At 62.9% G+C, this 17,293-nt stretch carries 17 protein-coding genes; 10 read left to right on the top strand and 7 right to left on the bottom strand.

Features of this window, described 5'->3' with window-relative positions; all coding sequences use genetic code 11:
- The first annotated feature begins 43 nt into the window (after nucleotides 1–43).
- From NPS29_RS13095 to rsd, 4 genes are all read left to right on the top strand, one after another.
- Complete coding sequence (locus NPS29_RS13095) at nucleotides 44–1,186, top strand: uroporphyrinogen-III C-methyltransferase (protein ID WP_274133050.1); 1,143 nt, start codon at nucleotides 44–46, stop codon at nucleotides 1,184–1,186.
- Complete coding sequence (locus NPS29_RS13090) at nucleotides 1,183–2,430, top strand: heme biosynthesis protein HemY (RefSeq protein ID WP_274133049.1); 1,248 nt, start codon at nucleotides 1,183–1,185, stop codon at nucleotides 2,428–2,430. The genes NPS29_RS13095 and NPS29_RS13090 overlap by 4 nt, the downstream gene beginning before the upstream one ends.
- 249 nt (nucleotides 2,431–2,679) lie before the next feature.
- On the top strand, nucleotides 2,680–3,207 hold the full coding sequence (locus tag NPS29_RS13085; protein ID WP_274133048.1) for a disulfide bond formation protein B: 528 nt from the start codon (nucleotides 2,680–2,682) through the stop codon (nucleotides 3,205–3,207).
- Nucleotides 3,208–3,390: 183 nt separating this feature from the next.
- Nucleotides 3,391–3,849 (top strand): sigma D regulator, encoded by a 459-nt coding sequence (rsd, locus tag NPS29_RS13080; protein WP_274133047.1) that lies wholly within the window; start codon nucleotides 3,391–3,393, stop codon nucleotides 3,847–3,849.
- A gap of 60 nt (nucleotides 3,850–3,909) precedes the next feature.
- Here the strand turns inward: rsd and NPS29_RS13075 are convergent, their stop codons facing one another.
- Entirely contained in the window at nucleotides 3,910–4,587 is a 678-nt protein-coding gene (locus tag NPS29_RS13075; protein WP_274133046.1) for an FKBP-type peptidyl-prolyl cis-trans isomerase, read from the bottom strand.
- Nucleotides 4,588–4,767: 180 nt separating this feature from the next.
- Here NPS29_RS13075 and NPS29_RS13070 point away from each other — a divergent pair, with 180 nt between their 5' ends.
- Nucleotides 4,768–5,850 carry an AlgP family protein gene (locus NPS29_RS13070; protein ID WP_274133045.1) on the top strand — a complete coding sequence of 361 codons (1,083 nt, stop codon included), beginning with the start codon at nucleotides 4,768–4,770 and terminating at the stop codon, nucleotides 5,848–5,850.
- Here the strand turns inward: NPS29_RS13070 and NPS29_RS13065 are convergent.
- Complete coding sequence (locus NPS29_RS13065) at nucleotides 5,847–6,314, bottom strand: TIGR02444 family protein (protein ID WP_274133129.1); 468 nt, start codon at nucleotides 6,312–6,314, stop codon at nucleotides 5,847–5,849. The genes NPS29_RS13070 and NPS29_RS13065 overlap by 4 nt on opposite strands.
- A 46-nt stretch (nucleotides 6,315–6,360) precedes the next feature.
- Between NPS29_RS13065 and NPS29_RS13060 the strand changes: the two genes are divergently transcribed.
- The 3 genes from NPS29_RS13060 to NPS29_RS13050 all read left to right on the top strand — a co-directional run bounded on the left by NPS29_RS13060 (nucleotide 6,361) and on the right by NPS29_RS13050 (nucleotide 9,610).
- On the top strand, nucleotides 6,361–8,271 hold the full coding sequence (locus NPS29_RS13060) for an ATP-binding cassette domain-containing protein (RefSeq protein ID WP_274133044.1): 1,911 nt from the start codon (nucleotides 6,361–6,363) through the stop codon (nucleotides 8,269–8,271).
- The gene (locus NPS29_RS13055) at nucleotides 8,271–8,873 is read left to right on the top strand and encodes a mechanosensitive ion channel family protein (RefSeq protein WP_274133043.1); all 603 of its coding nucleotides are present in this window, start codon (nucleotides 8,271–8,273) and stop codon (nucleotides 8,871–8,873) included. The genes NPS29_RS13060 and NPS29_RS13055 overlap by 1 nt, the downstream gene beginning before the upstream one ends.
- 110 nt (nucleotides 8,874–8,983) lie before the next feature.
- Entirely contained in the window at nucleotides 8,984–9,610 is a 627-nt protein-coding gene (locus tag NPS29_RS13050; protein ID WP_274133042.1) for a LysE family transporter, read from the top strand.
- Between the two features lie 789 nt (nucleotides 9,611–10,399).
- Here the strand turns inward: NPS29_RS13050 and NPS29_RS13045 are convergent.
- The 4 genes from NPS29_RS13045 to NPS29_RS13030 are packed head-to-tail and all read right to left on the bottom strand — an operon-like array spanning nucleotide 10,400 to nucleotide 13,562.
- A complete protein-coding gene (locus NPS29_RS13045; protein WP_274133040.1) occupies nucleotides 10,400–11,143 on the bottom strand; it encodes a penicillin-binding protein activator LpoB in 744 nt (247 codons plus the stop codon).
- A gap of 3 nt (nucleotides 11,144–11,146) precedes the next feature.
- On the bottom strand, nucleotides 11,147–11,737 hold the full coding sequence (lpoB, locus tag NPS29_RS13040; RefSeq protein ID WP_274133039.1) for a penicillin-binding protein activator LpoB: 591 nt from the start codon (nucleotides 11,735–11,737) through the stop codon (nucleotides 11,147–11,149).
- Nucleotides 11,738–11,773: 36 nt separating this feature from the next.
- Nucleotides 11,774–12,145 carry a YcfL family protein gene (locus NPS29_RS13035; protein WP_274133038.1) on the bottom strand — a complete coding sequence of 124 codons (372 nt, stop codon included), beginning with the start codon at nucleotides 12,143–12,145 and terminating at the stop codon, nucleotides 11,774–11,776.
- 13 nt (nucleotides 12,146–12,158) lie between these two features.
- Entirely contained in the window at nucleotides 12,159–13,562 is a 1,404-nt protein-coding gene (locus NPS29_RS13030; RefSeq protein WP_274133037.1) for a COG3014 family protein, read from the bottom strand.
- 356 nt (nucleotides 13,563–13,918) lie between these two features.
- On the opposite strand from NPS29_RS13030, the gene NPS29_RS13025 reads away from it, so the two are divergent.
- Nucleotides 13,919–15,814 carry an FTR1 family protein gene (locus tag NPS29_RS13025; protein ID WP_274133036.1) on the top strand — a complete coding sequence of 632 codons (1,896 nt, stop codon included), beginning with the start codon at nucleotides 13,919–13,921 and terminating at the stop codon, nucleotides 15,812–15,814.
- Nucleotides 15,815–15,924: 110 nt separating this feature from the next.
- Complete coding sequence (locus NPS29_RS13020; RefSeq protein WP_274133035.1) at nucleotides 15,925–16,377, top strand: YaiI/YqxD family protein; 453 nt, start codon at nucleotides 15,925–15,927, stop codon at nucleotides 16,375–16,377.
- 109 nt (nucleotides 16,378–16,486) lie between these two features.
- Here the strand turns inward: NPS29_RS13020 and elbB are convergent, their stop codons facing one another.
- A complete protein-coding gene (gene elbB, locus NPS29_RS13015; RefSeq protein ID WP_274133034.1) occupies nucleotides 16,487–17,155 on the bottom strand; it encodes an isoprenoid biosynthesis glyoxalase ElbB in 669 nt (222 codons plus the stop codon).
- Between the last annotated feature and the right edge of the window lie 138 nt (nucleotides 17,156–17,293).

Here is a 17,293-nt window from a genome sequence, read left to right as displayed (position 1 = left end):
GAGTCGTACGACGCGATTGCGCCCAAATGCACAGGATGGATACGTGAGCGAAACAGTCTTGCCCAAAGATGACGTTGAACCGGTAATGGCCAAACCTGAGCCGTTGCAAGGTCCAGCGCAAAAAGAACCTTCCCATCGTCGCTCCGCTACGGGGCTGGCTGTACTGGCGTTACTGCTGGGCGCGGCAGGCGTTGCCGTCGGTGGCTGGAGCGTCTGGCAGCTTCGAGCGATCCAGGCCGGCCATCAGCAGCAGTCCGGGCAGTTGCAGGACATTACTGCCCAGACCCAAAGCCTCAAGCAGAGCGAAGAGCAACTGGCCGCGCGCCTGGCGCAACTGCCGCCTGCCGCGGAGCTGGAAGACCGCCGCCGTCTGGTCACCCAGCTTCAGGGCGACCAGCAGCGCCTGAGTCAGCGTCTGGAAACCGTGCTCGGCGCCAGCCGCAAGGACTGGCGCCTGGCCGAAGCCGAGCACTTGCTGCGTCTGGCCAGCCTGCGGTTGTCTGCGTTGCAGGACATCAACAGCGCTCAGGCGCTGGTGCAGGGCGCCGATGAAATCCTGCGCGAGCAGGACGATCCGGGTGCCTACGCTGCCCGCGAGCAACTGGCCAAGAGCCTGGCGGCGCTGCGCAGTGTCGATCAACCGGACCGCACCGGGCTGTTCCTGCAACTGGCCGCGCTGCGTGAGCAGGCGGTGCAACTCAATGCGCTGGCGCCTGAGTACAAGGACAAGGGCCAGTCGCTGCTCGGCCTTACCGATGGCAGCGAAGACAGCTATTGGGCCAAGTGGTGGGACAAGATTTCCCAGTACATCCGCATCGATTTCAACGCCGATAAAAACATCCGTCCGTTGCTGGCAGGCGAAAGCCTGACCCAGGTTCGCCTGGCCCTGAGCCTGGCGCTGGAGCAGGCTCAGTGGGCCGCCCTCAACGGTGAGGCGCCGGTCTACAGCAAGGCCGTGGCCGAAGCGCGCAGCGTGCTGGACGCGAACTTCAATCAGGACAACCCGCAGAGCAAAGTGCTGGGCGAGCGCCTGGACGAACTGGCCAGACAGCCGGTCTCCGTCATGACCCCGGACCTGACCCAGAGCCTGGGCGCCGTGCAGGCGTACCTTGAGCAGCGCCACAAACCAGTGGGCGGCGCGCTGGAGCAGCCGGCTGACGGAGCGCAGTCCGGGAGCAAGCCATGAAGCGCGCCTATGTGATCGTCTTCGTACTGATCGTGGTGGCGGCGCTGGTGGGGCTGGCCATTTCCCGGCATGCGGGTTACGTGCTGATCGCCTACGACAGCTTCCGCTACGAATCCAGCCTGTGGGCGGCGCTGGGCTTGCTGGTGGCAATCGGTTTACTGATCTGGATCGTGCGCGGCCTGGTGACGTTGCTGACCACCTCGGGCGGGGTGGTCAATCCGTGGTCCCGACGTAACCGCAGCCGTCGCGTGCAGAACGCTATCGAGCAGGGGCAGATGGACCTGGCCGAAGGTCGCTGGGCCAGCGCGCAGAAGCACCTGAGCCGCGCCGCCGAAGCCGAGCCGCAGCCTTTGCAGTTCTACCTGGGCGCAGCGCGTGCAGCCAATGAGCAGGGTCGTTACGAGGACAGCGACAACCTGCTGGAGCGCGCCCTGGAGCGTCAGCCGCACGCCGAGCTGGCCATTGCCCTGAACCACGCCCAGTTGCAACTCGACCGTGGCGACAGCGATGGCGCGCTCTCGACCCTGCAAGCGATGCAGGAGCGTCATCCGCACAACCCGCAGGTGCTGCGCCAATTGCAGCGTCTGTATCGCCAGCGCGGCGAGTGGTCCGAGCTGATTCGCCTGATGCCTGAACTGCGCAAGGACAAGGTCCTGCCTGTCCAGGAACTGGCGGAACTGGAAAAGCGTGCCTGGGGCGAAAACCTCTCGCTGGCTGCGTACCGCCCGACTGGAAACGAATCCGAGGCCGCTGGCCTGCCAGCGCTGGAGCAGGCCTGGCAGCAACTGACCTCGGCCCAGCGTCAGGAGCCTGCGCTCATTCTGGCGTACGCCGAACAGTTGCGTCGCCACGGCGCCGATGCCCAGGCCGAAGAGGTGCTGCGCACCGCCATGAAACGCGACTACAACAGCCATCTGGCGCGGTTGTACGGCCTGGTTCGAGGCAACGATCCGGCCCGGCAACTGCAAACCGCCGAGGGCTGGCTCAAGGGCCATTCCGACGATCCGGGTCTGCTGCTGACCCTGGGCCGTTTGTGCCTGCAAGGCAGCCTGTGGGGCAAGGCGCGGGACTATCTGGAGGCGAGCCTCAGGCTGCAGCGCAACCCTGAAGCCTGTGCCGAGCTTGCCCGGCTTCTTGGGCAACTGGGTGAAACCGACCGCAGCAACCAGCTGTTTCAAGAAGGGCTTGGCCTGCTGGATGAGCGTTTATTGGCGCGTCCGCTGCCTGCTCTCGCCCGCGCCTGACCTTTGCTTCGCTGTCACCGCAAAAGGCCCGTGTTCGGGCCTTTTTGCTGTCTTCGCGGCGCTTGGTGTAGGACGTTTCCCTAATTGCTATAAGCCTTGCCATGAATGAGCAGAGTGGCAGTTCAAATTCCTATCGTTGGAATCCGGAAATCCCTACGCAATGAAGGAAATATCCTCCTCTGGCCGCCTTGAAAGCGGGTCCGCCTTTCCTCTACCGTAGCCGCCTTCGTCTTTTGTTACGGATTTTCCATGCATCTGGCCCGCACGCGCTCTCTGTTTTTCCTGGCGTTCCTCGCCTGCGCATCGGTCGTGGGAGCTGCTTTCTATCTTGAGCGCGTCGCGTTAGGCGCACCTTGCCCGCTGTGTTTCCTGCAGCGTGGTCTGTTGCTGATCTGCTCGGGTCTGTGCCTGATTGCGGTATTGCACAAGCCCGGCATGAATGGTTGGCGCGTCTACTCCGGGGCTCTGTTCGTCTTTGCGCTGGCAGGCGCCGCGGTCGCGGCGCGGCAAGTGTGGTTGCAAGACCTGCCGGTGGACGTCCCCGCTTCCTGTGCCGAAAACCTGCAATACCTGCTCGACTCCCAGCCTTTCTGGAAGGTCGTCTACCTGATTCTCGTCGGTGGCGCGGGGTGCTCGGAAATCACCTGGTCGCTTCTGGGGATCAGTGCGCCGGAGTGGAGCCTGCTGGTTTTTTCGGGGCTTGGTCTGTTTGCGCTGTACTACCTGGTAATCGAATTTCGCCCGTTCAGATCAATGGATGTGGGGTCGGCGGATTAAACGCTTGTATGAACTTTATCGGCGACGTACCTTGAAGGCCTGGTCGAGCGGGCATAATCTGGGCCGCACGCGTCATCGGATTTAGGCTGCTGTCGACGTTTTTCAGAGCCGGTTTTCATAAGCATCAGGCCGGATCGCCAAGCGATTTCAGGCAGCGTGCCCCTGAAGGGAAGAGAGAACATCATGCTGGAAAGTTGTCAGAATGCTCAGGAACGCTGGGGCGGAGTTCACAAGCTGATCGATCGCTGGTTGCTGGAGCGCGCCGAGCTTATCAAGGCTTACGATGTTCTGGGTGCAGAGCCCCATGCCTTGTCGGAAACCACCAAGCAGCTGCAGGAATTCTGCGGCACCCTGGTCGATTATGTCTCGGCCGGTCATTTCGAAATCTACGAGCAACTGACGGGCGAGGCCAAGGCGTTCAATGATCAGCGCGGTCTTGAACTCGCCGACACGATCTATCCCCGCATCGACGTCATCACCGAAAAGCTTCTGGCCTTCAACGATCTGTGTGACGAAGGCAAATGCGTCGCGGAAAAATTCAAGGAGCTGGGTGGCCTGCTCCATGAGCGGTTCGAACTTGAGGATTGCCTGATCGAAGTGCTGCACACGGCTCACAGCGAGTCGGCTACAGCCCAGGCCTGAGTCGGTCTGATGTAAAAAAGGGTGCCTTCGAGCACCCTTTTTTGTTGCCTGGTTTTACTGTTACTGGGAGACCCCGAGCAGCTCGATTTCGAACACCAGCGGGGTGAACGGATCGATCAGGTCGCCTGCGCCTTCGGCCCCGTAGGCTTGCGCGGATGGAATCACCAGACGCCATTTGGCACCGACTGGCATGTCGGCCAGCGCCGTGGTCCAGCCGGCAATCACGCTGTCCAGACGGAACCACTGAGGCTGCGGGTTCTGGTCGAAGATCGTGCCGTCAGGCAGGCGTCCGACGTACTTCACCTGCACGCGACCGTTGATGTCGGGCTTGGGGCCTGAACCGGGTGTCAGCTCGGTCATCAGAATGCCGTCGGCGAGCTGGCGCACACCCGGCTTGGCTCTCTCGCTGTCCATGAACCGGCGCTCTTCCTTGAGTGCAGCTTCGGTCTGCGGCTCGGACTGGCCGGAATTTTCAGCTTGCGTGAGCGCTGCGTCGTGGTCGCTGAGGATCTGCTCCATGCGTTCCTGTTTTATCGCCAGCGGCTTGTTCTGATACGCCTGTTGCAGGCCTTCGATCAGTGCCGGCAACTGCAGGTCTGGCGCCTCCTGGCGCAGGCGTTCACCCAGGCTCGCGCCCAGGCTGTACGCCAGGTCATGGGCATTGTCGGAGGGTGGGGCATCGGTCGCGTGAGCAAGGGGTACCAAGAGGAACAACGACATAAACAGGTAGCGCGACATGAATGCTCTCCGGCCTGGGGAGTGGCGATTATGCCAGCGCCGGGGGCCGAGTGTGATGGGTAGATGTGCTGTTTTTCGTGCGAGTGCAACAGACCGGAAATTGTAGTGTCAAGATGCCCTAGCGGCGTAGCGGGCAGAGGTCTAGTATGAGCCGCATTCAAATCAGTCAGGAGGAAAGTCATGTCGGCCAACAAGAAGCCAGTAAACACTCCGTTGCATTTGCTCCAACAACTCTCGAGCAGCTTGCTCGAACATCTCGAAAATGCCTGTTCCACAGCTTTGGCTGACGCCGAGAAGTTGCTCGCCAAGCTCGAAAAACAACGCGGCAAGGCGCAGGAAAAACTGCACAAGTCGCGCACCAAACTGCAGGACGCCGCCACTGCCGGCAAAGCCAAGGCGCAGGCCAAGGCCAAGGCCGGCGTCGATGAACTTGAAGCGTTGCTCGATGCGCTGAAAGATCGCCAGACCGAAACCCGCACCTACATCCAGAACCTCAAGCGCGACGCTCAGGAAAGCCTGAAGCTGGCGCAGGGCGTTGGCCGTGTGAAGGAAGCCGTGGGCAAGGCGTTGAGCGACCGTGCAGCGAAGGCACCGACCAAGGTTGCGGCTAAACCTGCTGCCAAGGCTGCCGCGAAACCAGCCGCCAAGCCAGTTGCAAAACCTGCTGCCAAAGCCGCTGCTGCCAAGGCACCTGCCAAAGCCGCCGCTGCGAAAGCGCCGGTCAAAGCCGCTGCAAAACCTGTGGTCAAGGCCCCGGTGAAAGCTGCAGCCAAACCTGCTGCTAAAACCGCCGCCGCCAAACCTGCTGCTGCCAAGGCGCCTGTCGCTGCCAAAGCTGCGAGCAAACCTGCCGCCAAACCGGCTGCAAAAGCACCGGTTGCCGCCAAGGCTCCGGCCAGGACTGCTGCTGCAAAACCTGCAGCCAAGCCTGCCACCGCTGCTGCCAAGCCTGCCGCGAAACCGGCTGCCGCCAAGACCGCAGCCAAGCCAGCCGCTGCCAAACCTGCAGCCAAACCGGTAGCTGCCAAGCCGGCTGCTGCAAAACCTGCGGCCAAGCCAGCCGCCGCCAAGCCAGCAGCAGCGAAACCTGCGGCCCGCCCAGCAGCAAAACCAGCCGCAAAACCTGCGACACCGGCAGCCGCCAAGCCTGCGACAGCTGCTCCGGCAGCATCGACTCAGGCCACCGCGCCAGCCGCTTCGGTAGCGCCTGCGACCCCCGCAGCGACCCCTGCATCGGGTTCGACGCCAGGCAGCGCTTCCTAAGTGATGTCCTCCCCGGCGTGCTGCAGAATCTGCAGCGCGTCCGGGGCATGGTGCGCGGCGTCCCCCGCGAGCGCTTCCAGCCAGGCGCCAGTCCTTTGCGCGCCTCGCTCAGGCCAGTCCTGAATCAACCGTTGCAGCCTGACCAGCAACTCTCGCTCGGCATCCAGTTCCAGCACCTTCAAACGTTCACGTAACGCGCCCAGTTCTTCATCGGTGGCGGCTGCGCTTTTCCACTGCGTGCGCAGCGCGCGCAACGGGCCTACCACCTGATCGTGCCAGGGCGACGCCAATTGTCTGATTTGTCCTGCACGCGCGCTATCGAAAGGGGTGCGGTTCTGGTCCAGCCAGACGCCACACAACAGCGCGCAGACATTGCCGCCGTGGGCTTGCAGCGTCAGACACGCCTGTTCAACACCGGGGCGTGCGTAAAAATCCAGGGTGAAACTCCATAGGTCTGCATGCATAGTCATCTACCCGTTCTGGACGAAGCTGGTAGACTCCGCCGCCATTATGATCCGACTTCAAAGCCTCACCTTACAGCGTGGTCCGCAACGTCTGCTAGAAGACGCCGAGCTGACCCTGCACGCCGGCCAGAAAGCCGGCCTGATCGGCGCCAATGGCGCCGGCAAATCCAGCCTGTTCGCCCTGTTGCGCGGGGAGCTGTCACCCGATAACGGTGATTGCTCGTTGCCCGCCGACTGGCGTATCGCCCACATGCGCCAAGAGGTCGATACCCTTGAGCGCCTAGCGGTGGACTACGTCCTGGACGGAGATATCCGTCTGCGCCAGGTACAAAATGATCTGGCTGCCGCCGAGGCTGCCCACGACGGCGCAGCCCAGGCTCGCCTGCACTCTGAACTCGACAGCGCCGACGGTTATACCGCCGACGCCCGCGCGCGCAAATTGCTCGCAGGCCTGGGCTTCACTAACGATCAGATGGAACGACAGGTCGGAAGTTTCTCCGGCGGCTGGCGGATGCGTCTGAACCTGGCGCAGGCCTTGATGTGTCCGTCGGATCTGTTGCTGCTCGACGAACCGACCAACCACCTGGATCTGGACGCCATTCTCTGGCTTGAAGACTGGCTCAAGGGCTATCCGGGCACACTGCTGCTGATTTCCCACGACCGGGACTTCCTCGACTCGGTGGTCGATCACATCGCCCACGTCGAACAGAAGAAAATCACCCTGTACCGCGGTGGCTACAGCGCTTTCGAACGGGCTCGCGCCGAGCGTCTGGCTCAGCAGCAGCAAGCCTTCGAGAAGCAGCAGGCGCAGCGCGCGCACATGGAAAAGTACATCGCCCGCTTCAAGGCCCAGGCCACCAAGGCCCGTCAGGCCCAAAGCCGGATCAAGGCGCTGGAACGGATGGAAGAGCTGTCGGCGGCCCATGTGGATTCGCCGTTCAACTTCTCGTTCCGCGAGTCGGACAAGATCTCGAGCCCGCTGCTGGACCTGTCGGACGCCCGCCTGGGTTATGGCGACAAGGCCATCCTGCAGAAGGTCAAGCTGCAACTGACGCCTGGCGCGCGAATCGGTCTGTTGGGCCCTAACGGTGCCGGTAAATCCACGCTGATCAAGAACCTCGCTGGCGAGCTTGAGCCCCTGAGCGGGCGCCTGTATCGGGGCGAGAACACCACGGTCGGCTACTTCGCCCAGCACCAGCTCGATTCGCTGGACGCCAAGGCAAGCCCATTGCTGCATTTGCAGCGCATCGCCCCGACCGAGCGCGAGCAGACCCTGCGCGATTTCCTCGGCGGTTTCGACTTCCGGGGCGCGCGCCTTGAAGAGCCGGTGCTGAATTTCTCCGGTGGTGAGAAGGCCCGCCTGGCCCTGGCCTTGATCGCCTGGGACAAGCCGAACCTGTTGCTGCTCGACGAACCGACCAACCACCTGGACCTGGAAATGCGCCTGGCGCTGACCATGGCTTTGCAGGAGTTCGGCGGTGCGGTGCTGGTGGTTTCCCACGACCGCCACCTGCTCAAGAGCACCACGGACAACTTCCTGCTGGTAGCCGATGGCGTGGTCGAAGAGTTCGACGGCGACCTGGACGACTACACCCGCTGGCTGGCTGATTACCGTCAGCGCAATGCACCGGTGAGCAACACCCCGGTCAATGCCGACAAGACTGACAAGAAGGCCCAGCGTCAGCAGGCGGCTGCGTTGCGTCAGCAACTGGCTCCGCACAAGCGTGAAGCCGAGAAGCTGGAAAAAGAGCTCAATACCCTTCACGAGAAGCTGGCGAAGGTCGAAGCGTCCCTCGGCGACAGCGCGATCTATGAGGCCGCCAACAAGGATAAATTGCGCGATCTGCTGGCCGAGCAGGCCAAGCTGAAAGCTCGGGAGTCGGAAGTGGAGGAGGCCTGGATGGAGGCGCTGGAGCTTCTGGAGTCGATGCAGGCGGAACTGGAAGCCTTGTCCTGATGGAGTCGTTGGCCCTGCCGGTTCCGGCGTACTGGATCGAACCGATTCTGGTGGCGCTGCAGATTCTGCTGATCCTGTTGATCGGCTACACCTTGCAGCGCTTTGTCGCACGATTCCTGACGCGCATTGCCGAGCGCTATCCCTTGCTGCCGCCTGAGCTGCTGGTGATGGTGCGCGGCGGCCTGCGCTGGCTCATCATGGGCACGGCGCTGGTGGCGGTGCTGGGTCGCCTCGGGGTTTCGGCGTCGGTGCTGTGGGCGGCGTTGTCAGGGTTCGTCGCGGTGGCGGCTGTGGCGTTCTTCGCCATGTGGAGCGTGCTGTCGAACCTGCTGTGTGCGGTGTTCATCTTCACCATGGGGCCGTTTCGCATCGGCGATGTGGTGGAGCTGGTGGACACCACCGACAAGCCTGGCATCAAGGGCCGGGTCACGGCCATCAACCTGATGTTCACCACGCTGGTGGAGCCAGCCGAACTGGGCGGCACGCTGGTGCAGGTGCCCAACAGCCAGTTCTTCCAGAAGTCGATCCGCCGCTGGCGGGGCAACGACGGCACGCCGATCATCTCGGGCGAAAAGCGCGCGGGCGAACAGGGCCAGGCCTGACACACCTGCACAGCTATCTGCCAAGTCGCCGCAACAGTTAGAAATAATTGGTCTTCGGGCCGCAGAAACCTTAGGTTAAGGCAACGTTACATTCTTGCCTGAGGTGCGCAATGTCGCTCGAAACATGGCTGGCCTTCTTCGCCGCCTGCTGGGTCATCAGTCTTTCGCCGGGAGCCGGTGCCATTGCGTCGATGTCCAGCGGCCTGCAATACGGTTTCTGGCGGGGATACTGGAACGCGCTGGGGCTGCAACTGGCGCTCATCGTTCAGATCGCAATCATCGCTGCGGGGCTCGGTGCGGTACTCGCGGCTTCGTCGCTGGCGTTCACGCTGATCAAATGGTTCGGTGTGGCGTATCTGGTGTACCTGGGCATCAAGCAATGGCGCGCGCTGCCCACCGACCTGTCCGATAACGCGAGCATCCGTCCGATTGGCAAGCCGCTGGCGCTGGTTGCCCGGGGCTTTCTGGTGAACATCAGCAACCCCAAGGCGCTGGTGTTCATGCTGGCGATCCTGCCGCAGTTCATCGACACCCACCTGCCGCTGCTGCCTCAGTACCTGACCATCACCGTGACCATGGTGGCGGTGGACCTGACCGTCATGGCCGGTTACACAGGGCTGGCCTCGAAGGTGCTGCGCGCCCTCAAGACCCCCAAGCAGCAACGCCGGATGAACCGCACCTTTGCCGGGTTGTTCGTCAGCGCCGCGGCGTTCCTGGCGACCTTGCACCGCGCATGACCCAGATTGGCCCAACGACATACCCGTAGCAGCACGGCTTGCCGGCGGGAGCGGTCTTGAGGACGCCATCGCGGGCAAGCGCGCTCCTACAGGCGCGCGGCGTACCGTGCCTCTCGCGCTGCAGGATTCTCGGTGTTTGGCCATGGGGCGGTTGATGCATCACACCTGACAGCAGTTTGGCAAAGAACCTGTAGGAGTGAGCTTGCTCGCGATAGCGGTGTGTCAGGCACCGTACTCATCACAGACATAACGCTATCGCGAGCAAGCTCACTCCTACAGGAAACGTGGTCGCCGCAAGATTTTGGCGGGTCGGGCAAATTTGCCCTGCGCATGACCCTGTAGGAGCGCGGCGTACCGTGCCTCTCGCGCTGCAGAATTTTCGGTGTTTGGCCATGGGGCGGTTGATGCATCACACCTGACAGCCGTTTGGCAAAGAACCTGTAGGAGTGAGCTTGCTCGCGATAGCGGTGTGTCAGGCACCGTACTCATCACAGACATAACGCTATCGCGAGCAAGCTCACTCCTACAGGAAACGTGGTCGCCGCAGGATTTTGGCGGGTCGGGAAAAGCCCGCGACTGCGGTGTGTCAGTGCCGGATGCGCTGGCTGACCGGACGCCATCGCGGGCAAGCGCGCTCCTACGGGCGTGCGGCGCGCCGTGCCTCGGGAAAAACCGCACCACCGTAGCAGTCCGGCTTGCCGGCGATAGCGGTTTCAAGGGCGCCATCGCCGGCAAGCGGAGCGCCGCCCGGCCGTACTGCAACCGGGGATCATCACCCGACGTTCTGCTTCAGCGCAGGATTTTCGGGGCTTCGTCGCGGGGCAGGTTGTTGCGCGAAGGGGGCAGCTCCTGGGAGTACTCCACTTCACCGCGCAGCTGCTCTCGCAATTGACGCGCGACATCCATGCCGATCGACTTCGACACTTCCTTCACTACGCGGCCGCGGTTGGGCGTGACGCGCAAGTCGTTGCCGTTCACCAGCTTGGTGTCCTGGCCTTCGCCCATGGCCGTGAAGGCCGAGGTGATTTCGAAGGTGCGGGTGTTGATCAGGCTGAAATCACCTACCAGCGTCAGGCCCAGCACCGCCGAGTGAGCGTTGATGTTGGCGATCTCGTTGACGTCCTGATGGAAGTCGATGTCCGAGACGGTGCCAAACAGCACGTAGTCGGCGCCCTTGAAATTGCCGTTCTTGATCCGCTTGATGACGTCGTAAACGTCCTCCTTGGACCCTGCGGTGTACGGCGTGCCCTGCACCAACTGGAACATCCCGGACTTGAGAATCTCGCCCTTGATGTCGCCGCTGAATTTACGCAGCTCGCCTTGCTCGATGTAGGTGTTGCGCGCCTCGTACTCGCTGTAGCTGGCCGAGCCGCTGGCACTGTAACGGTTGGCCTGGAAGTTGGTCTGCGCCGAGACGGTGTGGATGTATTCCTCCACCTGCTGCTCGAAGGCCATGTCCGTGACCGCCACTTTCGGGGCGGCCTGGGCGCCGACGGCGCACAGCAGGCCAAGAATGCCGATCCATGCACGCATTGCTTAGCGCTCCGTGGTCTTGCGGATTTCTTTTTCGTCCATCCACTCAGCGATGCCGCTTTCGACATCGATCAGTTGCAGACTGAATTTGTAGAAGACGTCCTTGTAGTCGCTGCTGCGCTTGACGATGGAGCTGATCGAGCCTTCCAGGCGGTATTTGGCCGCGACCATGTTGCCGGTCTTGCTGACCGTGGATTTTTTGTACAGGCCGCTCTGGTTCTGCAGCTTCAGTTGATCGACCTGGCTCTGCATGTCGGTGTTGTCGCTGGCGAAACGGGCGGTCCCGGACTTCATCAGCTGGGTCTTGATCGTGGTGGTGATCTCGCGGGTATCGATGTACTCGCTGGTCTTGTTCTTCACGTCATAGACCTGAACCACCGGGCGGCCTTGCAGGGTGCCGGACTGGGCCAGTGAGCGGGTCATGCTCTCGGCGATCATTTGCAGGTCGGTCGAGCCGAATTCGTTGGTCACGGTTTCGACAGCCTTGGTGTCGCCGTAGCTGATGTTCTTGCTGCCCAGGGTGGGCGAGTTGTTGGCGCAACCGGTGGCCAGCAGGGCGACGGCGGCGATGAGCGAGAGGCGAATGGAAAACATGTTCAGGATCTCTTGGGCCAGGCGAATGTTGAGCGATTAAGGGGTTTTGACTTCAAGGCGGAAGTCAGTGGCCTTCGGCACCGGGGCGATGGCCGGCAGGAAGCTGCTCTGGGTGCCGTACAGCGTCAGGCTCTTCCAGGCCTCGGGTTCGGCAACGGGGAAGCCGTCGTTGCCCAGCCACGCGAAGCGGTAGTACATCGTCTTGTTGTAGCTGCTGGTGTTGTGCAGCGAGACGTTGACGGTCATGAAGCCGTTTTCCCGCGCAACGCGCATCGGGCCGATCTCGATGTTCTTCAGATCACCCATGGCAACCACCTTGCTGGCGGCACTGCCAGGGGCTGGCGGCGGCGGGGTGGCGCAACCGGCGAGTAGGGCGAGGGCCATCACGCCCAGAATCTTGCAACGCATGAACTATCTCCGGTCAGGGTTTGTTGGCGGCCACGGCCTGCGGCAGGCTCGACGGGATCACGTGGGCGGCCAGGCCGTCGGTGTAGACCTGGTTGCCGACGGCGCGCAGGGTGACGACTTGATAAGGACGGTCGATCTTGACCTGTACATGGGTGCCGCCCAGCGAGGAGGGCAGCACGACCTGATGCTCGCCCTGTTTGAGGCGCATGCGGGCCACCAGGGTGTTGTCCGGCAGGGTGCGCCAGGTGCGGGTGTCCGCGCCTTCGACCACCGCCGAGGCGATGCCCACTGCCAGGCCCGCCAGGGGGCTGGTCTCGTTGAGCTTCTTCTGGGTCACGCCACGGGTGATGGCGCGCACGGTGGTGCGCACGATGATGCCCGGCATGTCGTCACGCAGGGCGCGGCGGGACATCGCCGAGATGCTGTTGAGCGACGTCAGGTTGACCTGCTGGCCGTCCAGGCCGATCTGGTTGAAGAACGGCGTGGAGTTGTCCGGCTTGATGACCGGGAACGACAGCGGGGTGATCACGATGTTGTTGCTGATCGGCAGCGGCAGCGGGATGCGCACCGAGTCACGGGCCGGGGCGAAACCGGACTGCACCACGATCAGCACTTCGCTGCCGTCGGTGGCGGTGTTCTTGCTGCCGGCGGCGTCGAGGTTCAGCAGCGCCTGATCCAGCAACGGGGTGTTCGGCCGCAGCTCGGCCGCCTGGCGGTACCCCGGCGCGGCCAGGTCCTTCTCGCCCAGCGCTTCATAGACAAAGCCTGCCAGATAATGGCTGAACGCACTCTGGTAGCTGTTTTTCAGGCCGACGACTTCCGGCGCATCGAGGGATTCGACCGGATAACCCTTGAGGTCCTTGTACTGGGTGGCGACGCCCTGAGTCTTGGCCTCGTCCTCGCTTTTGAGGTACTGCTTGTCACGCAGCTCGGCGATGACGGCCTCGCGCTCGTGAGTCTTCTTGATCTCGGTGCGCGCGCCTTCGAAGTCGTTCTTGGCCAGCAGGTTCAGGGCCATCTGGGTGGTCAGCATGACCTTTTCGTAGTCGTAGCCTTCGTAGCGACGAACCTTGTCGTTCACCAGGTAGCTGCCGAACTGGGCCAGGTACTTGCCGCTGTCGAGTTTGACCGAGTCTTCCCAGGCGATCACCGTCTGGTCGGCACGGCCCCACGCCGCCTGACTGCCCGTCAGGTCGCCCTTGGAGCGCAGCAGTTCGCCTTTCTCGAAGTAATAGAGCAGGTCTTTGTCTTCGCCGGTGTTGTTCTTTTCCAGCAGGGTCAGCGCGCCATCGACATTGCCGCTGGTGAGCTGCTGGTTGGTTTGTTGCAGCTCGCTGTCGTAGTTGCGAAACGCGGCACAGCCGGTCAGTTGCACAGCCGTGATCAGCGCGAGTGCAGTCAGAGCGCGGGAAGACATCAAGATCAATCCTTGAAAAAAGCCGGCCTGGCTTGATTGAGCCAGTGAAGGCGGGTCCGTTCGAGAGGCTGGGAAGCCCGGTTGAGGGGCAGGGCGGATGATGGCCGCCTGCCATAGTGCGCCGGGATTATAAGGAGGACTCAGGCTAAAACAATGGCTTTTTGATGGCTTACAACGCTTTCGGATCCATCTGACAAGTGGTTCACAATTCTGCCAATGGGCTCAAAGTCATCCGCAGGCCCCAGATCGCGAGCCTATTTCCCGCAAAAAGCCTCCACATCGCGCCATATCGCTTGAGTGCGCGGCGGCAGACATGAACAATAACAACCCTTCGCATTCCTATTTGAGATTCACTCATGCTTTCCCATTCACGCTTCATGGCCTGCCTGGGCATGGCGCTGCTGACGCTGTTCAGCGTGGCCACCCGGGCCGACTCCGTCGATGGCGCCGCCCAGGCCCTGCACCTGTTCAACTACGTCAGCGCCGATTACCCGGCGACGGTGGCGGACGGCAAGGTCATCGATGAAGCCGAATACCATGAACAGGTCGAGTTCCTCGGCGCCGTGCAGGATCTGATCGCAGCATTGCCCGCCCGTGCTGAGCAGGCGGAGCTTGCCCAAGGCACCAAGGCGCTGCTCGAAGCGGTGGAGCAGAAGCAGGACGGTGCCCAGGTCGCCCGCCAGGCACGCCAGTTGGGCGCGAAGCTGGCCGTGGCCTACGAGGTGAGCCAGGCGCCGATCATCACGCCGGACGCGGCCCGTGGCGCGCCGCTGTACGCGCAGTATTGCTCGGTGTGCCACGGTGATGCAGGGGCGGGCGATGGCCCGGCTGCGGTGGGCATGAGCCCGGCGCCGGCGAACATGCGTGACGCAGCGCGGTTCGATCGCCTGAGCCTGTATGACGTCTACAGCACGCTGGGACTGGGGATCGAAGGCACCGACATGCCGTCCTTCGCCGATCAGCTCGATGACCGCCAGCGCTGGGACGTCGCGACCTACATCGCCAGCTTTACCGCCGACGCCAAGGCCGAAGCGGTCAAGACCTTCAACCTCGCGGACCTGGCCCGCCAGACCCCGGCCGAAGTGCTCGCCGCCGAAGGCCCGCAGTCCGCTGCCGCCTTCCGCGCCCAGCGTGCCCAGCCGCCGCAGGTTCAGCGTGGCCCTGCGCAGTTGCTCGACTACACCAGCGCGACGCTGGACAAGAGCCTGGCCGCCTACCGTTCCGGTGACCGCGAGCAGGCCTATGACCTGTCGGTTGCAGCTTACCTGGAAGGCTTCGAGCTGGTGGAAAGCTCGCTGGACAACGTCGACGCCAACGTGCGCAAGGATACCGAGAAGGCCCTGATGGCCTATCGGCAGTCGCTGCAGGACGGCTTGCCGACCGAACAGGCGGCGCAGCGGCTGGAGACGGCCAAGGTCAAGCTCAAGGAATCGGCCGGTTTACTGGGCAGCGATGGCCTGAGCACGTCGCTGAGCTTCATCTCTGGCTTGCTGATCCTGCTGCGCGAAGGCCTGGAGGCGATTCTGGTGCTGGCGGCGATCCTCGCGTTCCTGCGCAACACCGGCCAGCAGTCGGCGGTGCGCAGCGTCAACGTCGGCTGGGGGCTGGCCTTGCTGGCAGGCCTGGGCACCTGGGCGCTGGCGGCTTACGTGATCGACGTCAGCGGCTCCCAGCGTGAGCTGCTCGAGGGTGCGACGGCGCTGTTTGCGGCGGTCATGGTGCTGTGGCTGGGTGTGTGGATGCACGACCGGCGTCATGCGGCGGCCTGGCAGGACTACATCAAGAGCAGTCTGGTGGGCGGCGGCGGGCGCTTCGGTTTTGCGGTGCTGGCATTCTTCTCGGTGTATCGCGAGCTGTTCGAGGTGATTCTGTTCTACGAAACCCTGTGGCTCCAGGCAGGGCCTGCGGGACACAACGCTGTGCTGGCGGGCGGTGCGACTGCACTGGTCCTGCTGGTGGGCCTGGCGTGGGTGATCCTGCGTGGTTCGGCGAAACTGCCGCTAGCGATGTTCTTCAGCATCAATGCCGCGCTGTTGTGCGCGCTGTCGGTGGTGTTCGCCGGGCACGGGGTCAAGGCGTTGCAGGAGGCGGGCATCTTCGGCACGCGTCCGGTGCCGTTCTTCGAGTTCGACTGGCTGGGGATTCACGCCGATGCGTATTCGCTGGCGGCGCAGGCGGTTGCGTTGATCGCGATTGCCCTGTTGTACGGGCGCAGCTGGCTGGCGGAAAAACGCCGCGCCGAGACTGCTTGAATAACCTGTAGGAGCGCGCTTGCCCGCGACGGCGGTGTGTCAGACCCGTATTGGTCACCAGACACACCGCCATCGCGGGCAAGCGCGCTCCTACGATCGGGAGTGAATCTATGCGCGTATGGATCGATGCCGACGCCTGCCCCAAGGCAGCGCGGGATCAAGTGGTCAAATTTGCCCTCAAGCGCCAGTTCGAAGTGGTCCTCGTGGCCGGGCAGGCCGTGCCAAGGCCGTCGTTCGCGCTGGTAAAGCTGATCGTGGTGCCCAGTGGGCCGGATGCGGCGGATGATTACCTGGTCGAGCATGCCGTGCCTGGGGAACTGGTGATCTGCAGCGACGTGCCGCTGGCCGACCGGCTGGTGAAGAAGGGCGTCGCTGCACTGGACCCGCGCGGGAAGGAGTTCGACGCGCAGAACATGGGCGAGCGTCTGGCCGTGCGCAACCTGTTTACCGACCTGCGCGAGCAGGGGCAGGTCGGGGGTGGGCAGGGTGCCTATGGTGATCGCGAGAAGCAGGCCTTTTCCAACTCGCTGGACCGGATCCTCACGCGCCTGGCCCGAGGCTGACACCCATCGTCGTAGCAGCACGGCTTGCCGGCGGGGGCGGTGTTTCAGTGATACATGTGGTGACTGACACACCGCTCCCGCCGGCAAGCCGTGCTGCTACGGTCGTGCTTCAGGCATCCTGCTCTTGCGTCAACTCCAACACCCGATCCACCAGCTTGTTGATCCCTGACGCCGCTTCGCTGATGGACGTGGCCACCATGTAGGCCGGGGTGCTGACCAGTTTGCGGTCTTTGTCCTCGACGATGTCGGCCACGTCGCATTCCTGATGCTTGCCGCCCATCCGGGTGATCTGCGCGGCGGTGTCCGGGCAGTTGCCCACGGTGCAGGTCACGCCCGGTCCGTAGATCTTCGCGGCCAGCGCCGGTGACACGCAGATCAGTCCGATGGGTTTGCCGGCCTCGGCGAAAGCTTCGGCCATGGCCAGCACTTCTGCCTGAACCTTGCAATTAGCGCCTTCGGCAGCAAAGTTCGACAGGTTTTTCGCCGCGCCGAAGCCGCCGGGAATGATCAGCGCATCGAACTCGGTGATGTCAGCCTCGCGGATATCTTCGATGGCACCACGGGCGATTCGGGCCGATTCGACCAGCACGTTGCGGGTTTCGCCGGTTTCTTCGCCCGTCAGGTGGTTGATCACATGATGCTGGGCGATGTTGGGCGCGAAGCATTTCACCTCGGCGCCGCGCTGGTCCAGGCGCAGCAGGGTCAGCACACTTTCATGAATTTCCGCGCCGTCCTGGACGCCGCAACCGGAAAGAATGACGGCCACTTTCTTGCTCATGCTGTGCTCCCTCTCGTGGGTTTTCCCGGCGTGGGCGAGTCGCTCGCCGCGCCAGTGATGTCGTCAAATGTCTACTAATTTGTCATCTGTTGCCATAGGGTTTTGCCAAGGGCAGGCCTAATCTCTGACGTTTTATCG

Source organism: Pseudomonas putida (genome assembly GCF_028682175.1).
GTDB classification, from domain to species: Bacteria; Pseudomonadota; Gammaproteobacteria; order Pseudomonadales; family Pseudomonadaceae; genus Aquipseudomonas; species Aquipseudomonas putida_AD.
This window is presented reverse-complemented; position numbering and strand designations above follow the sequence as displayed.

Excerpts from the sequence above, each read along its gene's own strand:
- NPS29_RS13090 (WP_274133049.1), top strand. The coding sequence starts at position 1,183 with ATGAAGCGCGCCTATGTGATCGTCTTCGTACTGATCGTGGTGGCGGCG.
- NPS29_RS13085 (WP_274133048.1), top strand. The coding sequence starts at position 2,680 with ATGCATCTGGCCCGCACGCGCTCTCTGTTTTTCCTGGCGTTCCTCGCC.
- rsd (WP_274133047.1), top strand. The coding sequence starts at position 3,391 with ATGCTGGAAAGTTGTCAGAATGCTCAGGAACGCTGGGGCGGAGTTCAC.
- NPS29_RS13075 (WP_274133046.1), bottom strand. The coding sequence starts at position 4,587 with ATGTCGCGCTACCTGTTTATGTCGTTGTTCCTCTTGGTACCCCTTGCT.
- NPS29_RS13070 (WP_274133045.1), top strand. The coding sequence starts at position 4,768 with ATGTCGGCCAACAAGAAGCCAGTAAACACTCCGTTGCATTTGCTCCAA.
- NPS29_RS13065 (WP_274133129.1), bottom strand. The coding sequence starts at position 6,314 with ATGCATGCAGACCTATGGAGTTTCACCCTGGATTTTTACGCACGCCCC.
- NPS29_RS13060 (WP_274133044.1), top strand. The coding sequence starts at position 6,361 with ATGATCCGACTTCAAAGCCTCACCTTACAGCGTGGTCCGCAACGTCTG.
- NPS29_RS13055 (WP_274133043.1), top strand. The coding sequence starts at position 8,271 with ATGGAGTCGTTGGCCCTGCCGGTTCCGGCGTACTGGATCGAACCGATT.
- NPS29_RS13050 (WP_274133042.1), top strand. The coding sequence starts at position 8,984 with ATGTCGCTCGAAACATGGCTGGCCTTCTTCGCCGCCTGCTGGGTCATC.
- NPS29_RS13045 (WP_274133040.1), bottom strand. The coding sequence starts at position 11,143 with ATGCGTGCATGGATCGGCATTCTTGGCCTGCTGTGCGCCGTCGGCGCC.
- lpoB (WP_274133039.1), bottom strand. The coding sequence starts at position 11,737 with ATGTTTTCCATTCGCCTCTCGCTCATCGCCGCCGTCGCCCTGCTGGCC.
- NPS29_RS13035 (WP_274133038.1), bottom strand. The coding sequence starts at position 12,145 with ATGCGTTGCAAGATTCTGGGCGTGATGGCCCTCGCCCTACTCGCCGGT.
- NPS29_RS13030 (WP_274133037.1), bottom strand. The coding sequence starts at position 13,562 with ATGTCTTCCCGCGCTCTGACTGCACTCGCGCTGATCACGGCTGTGCAA.
- NPS29_RS13025 (WP_274133036.1), top strand. The coding sequence starts at position 13,919 with ATGCTTTCCCATTCACGCTTCATGGCCTGCCTGGGCATGGCGCTGCTG.
- NPS29_RS13020 (WP_274133035.1), top strand. The coding sequence starts at position 15,925 with ATGCGCGTATGGATCGATGCCGACGCCTGCCCCAAGGCAGCGCGGGAT.
- elbB (WP_274133034.1), bottom strand. The coding sequence starts at position 17,155 with ATGAGCAAGAAAGTGGCCGTCATTCTTTCCGGTTGCGGCGTCCAGGAC.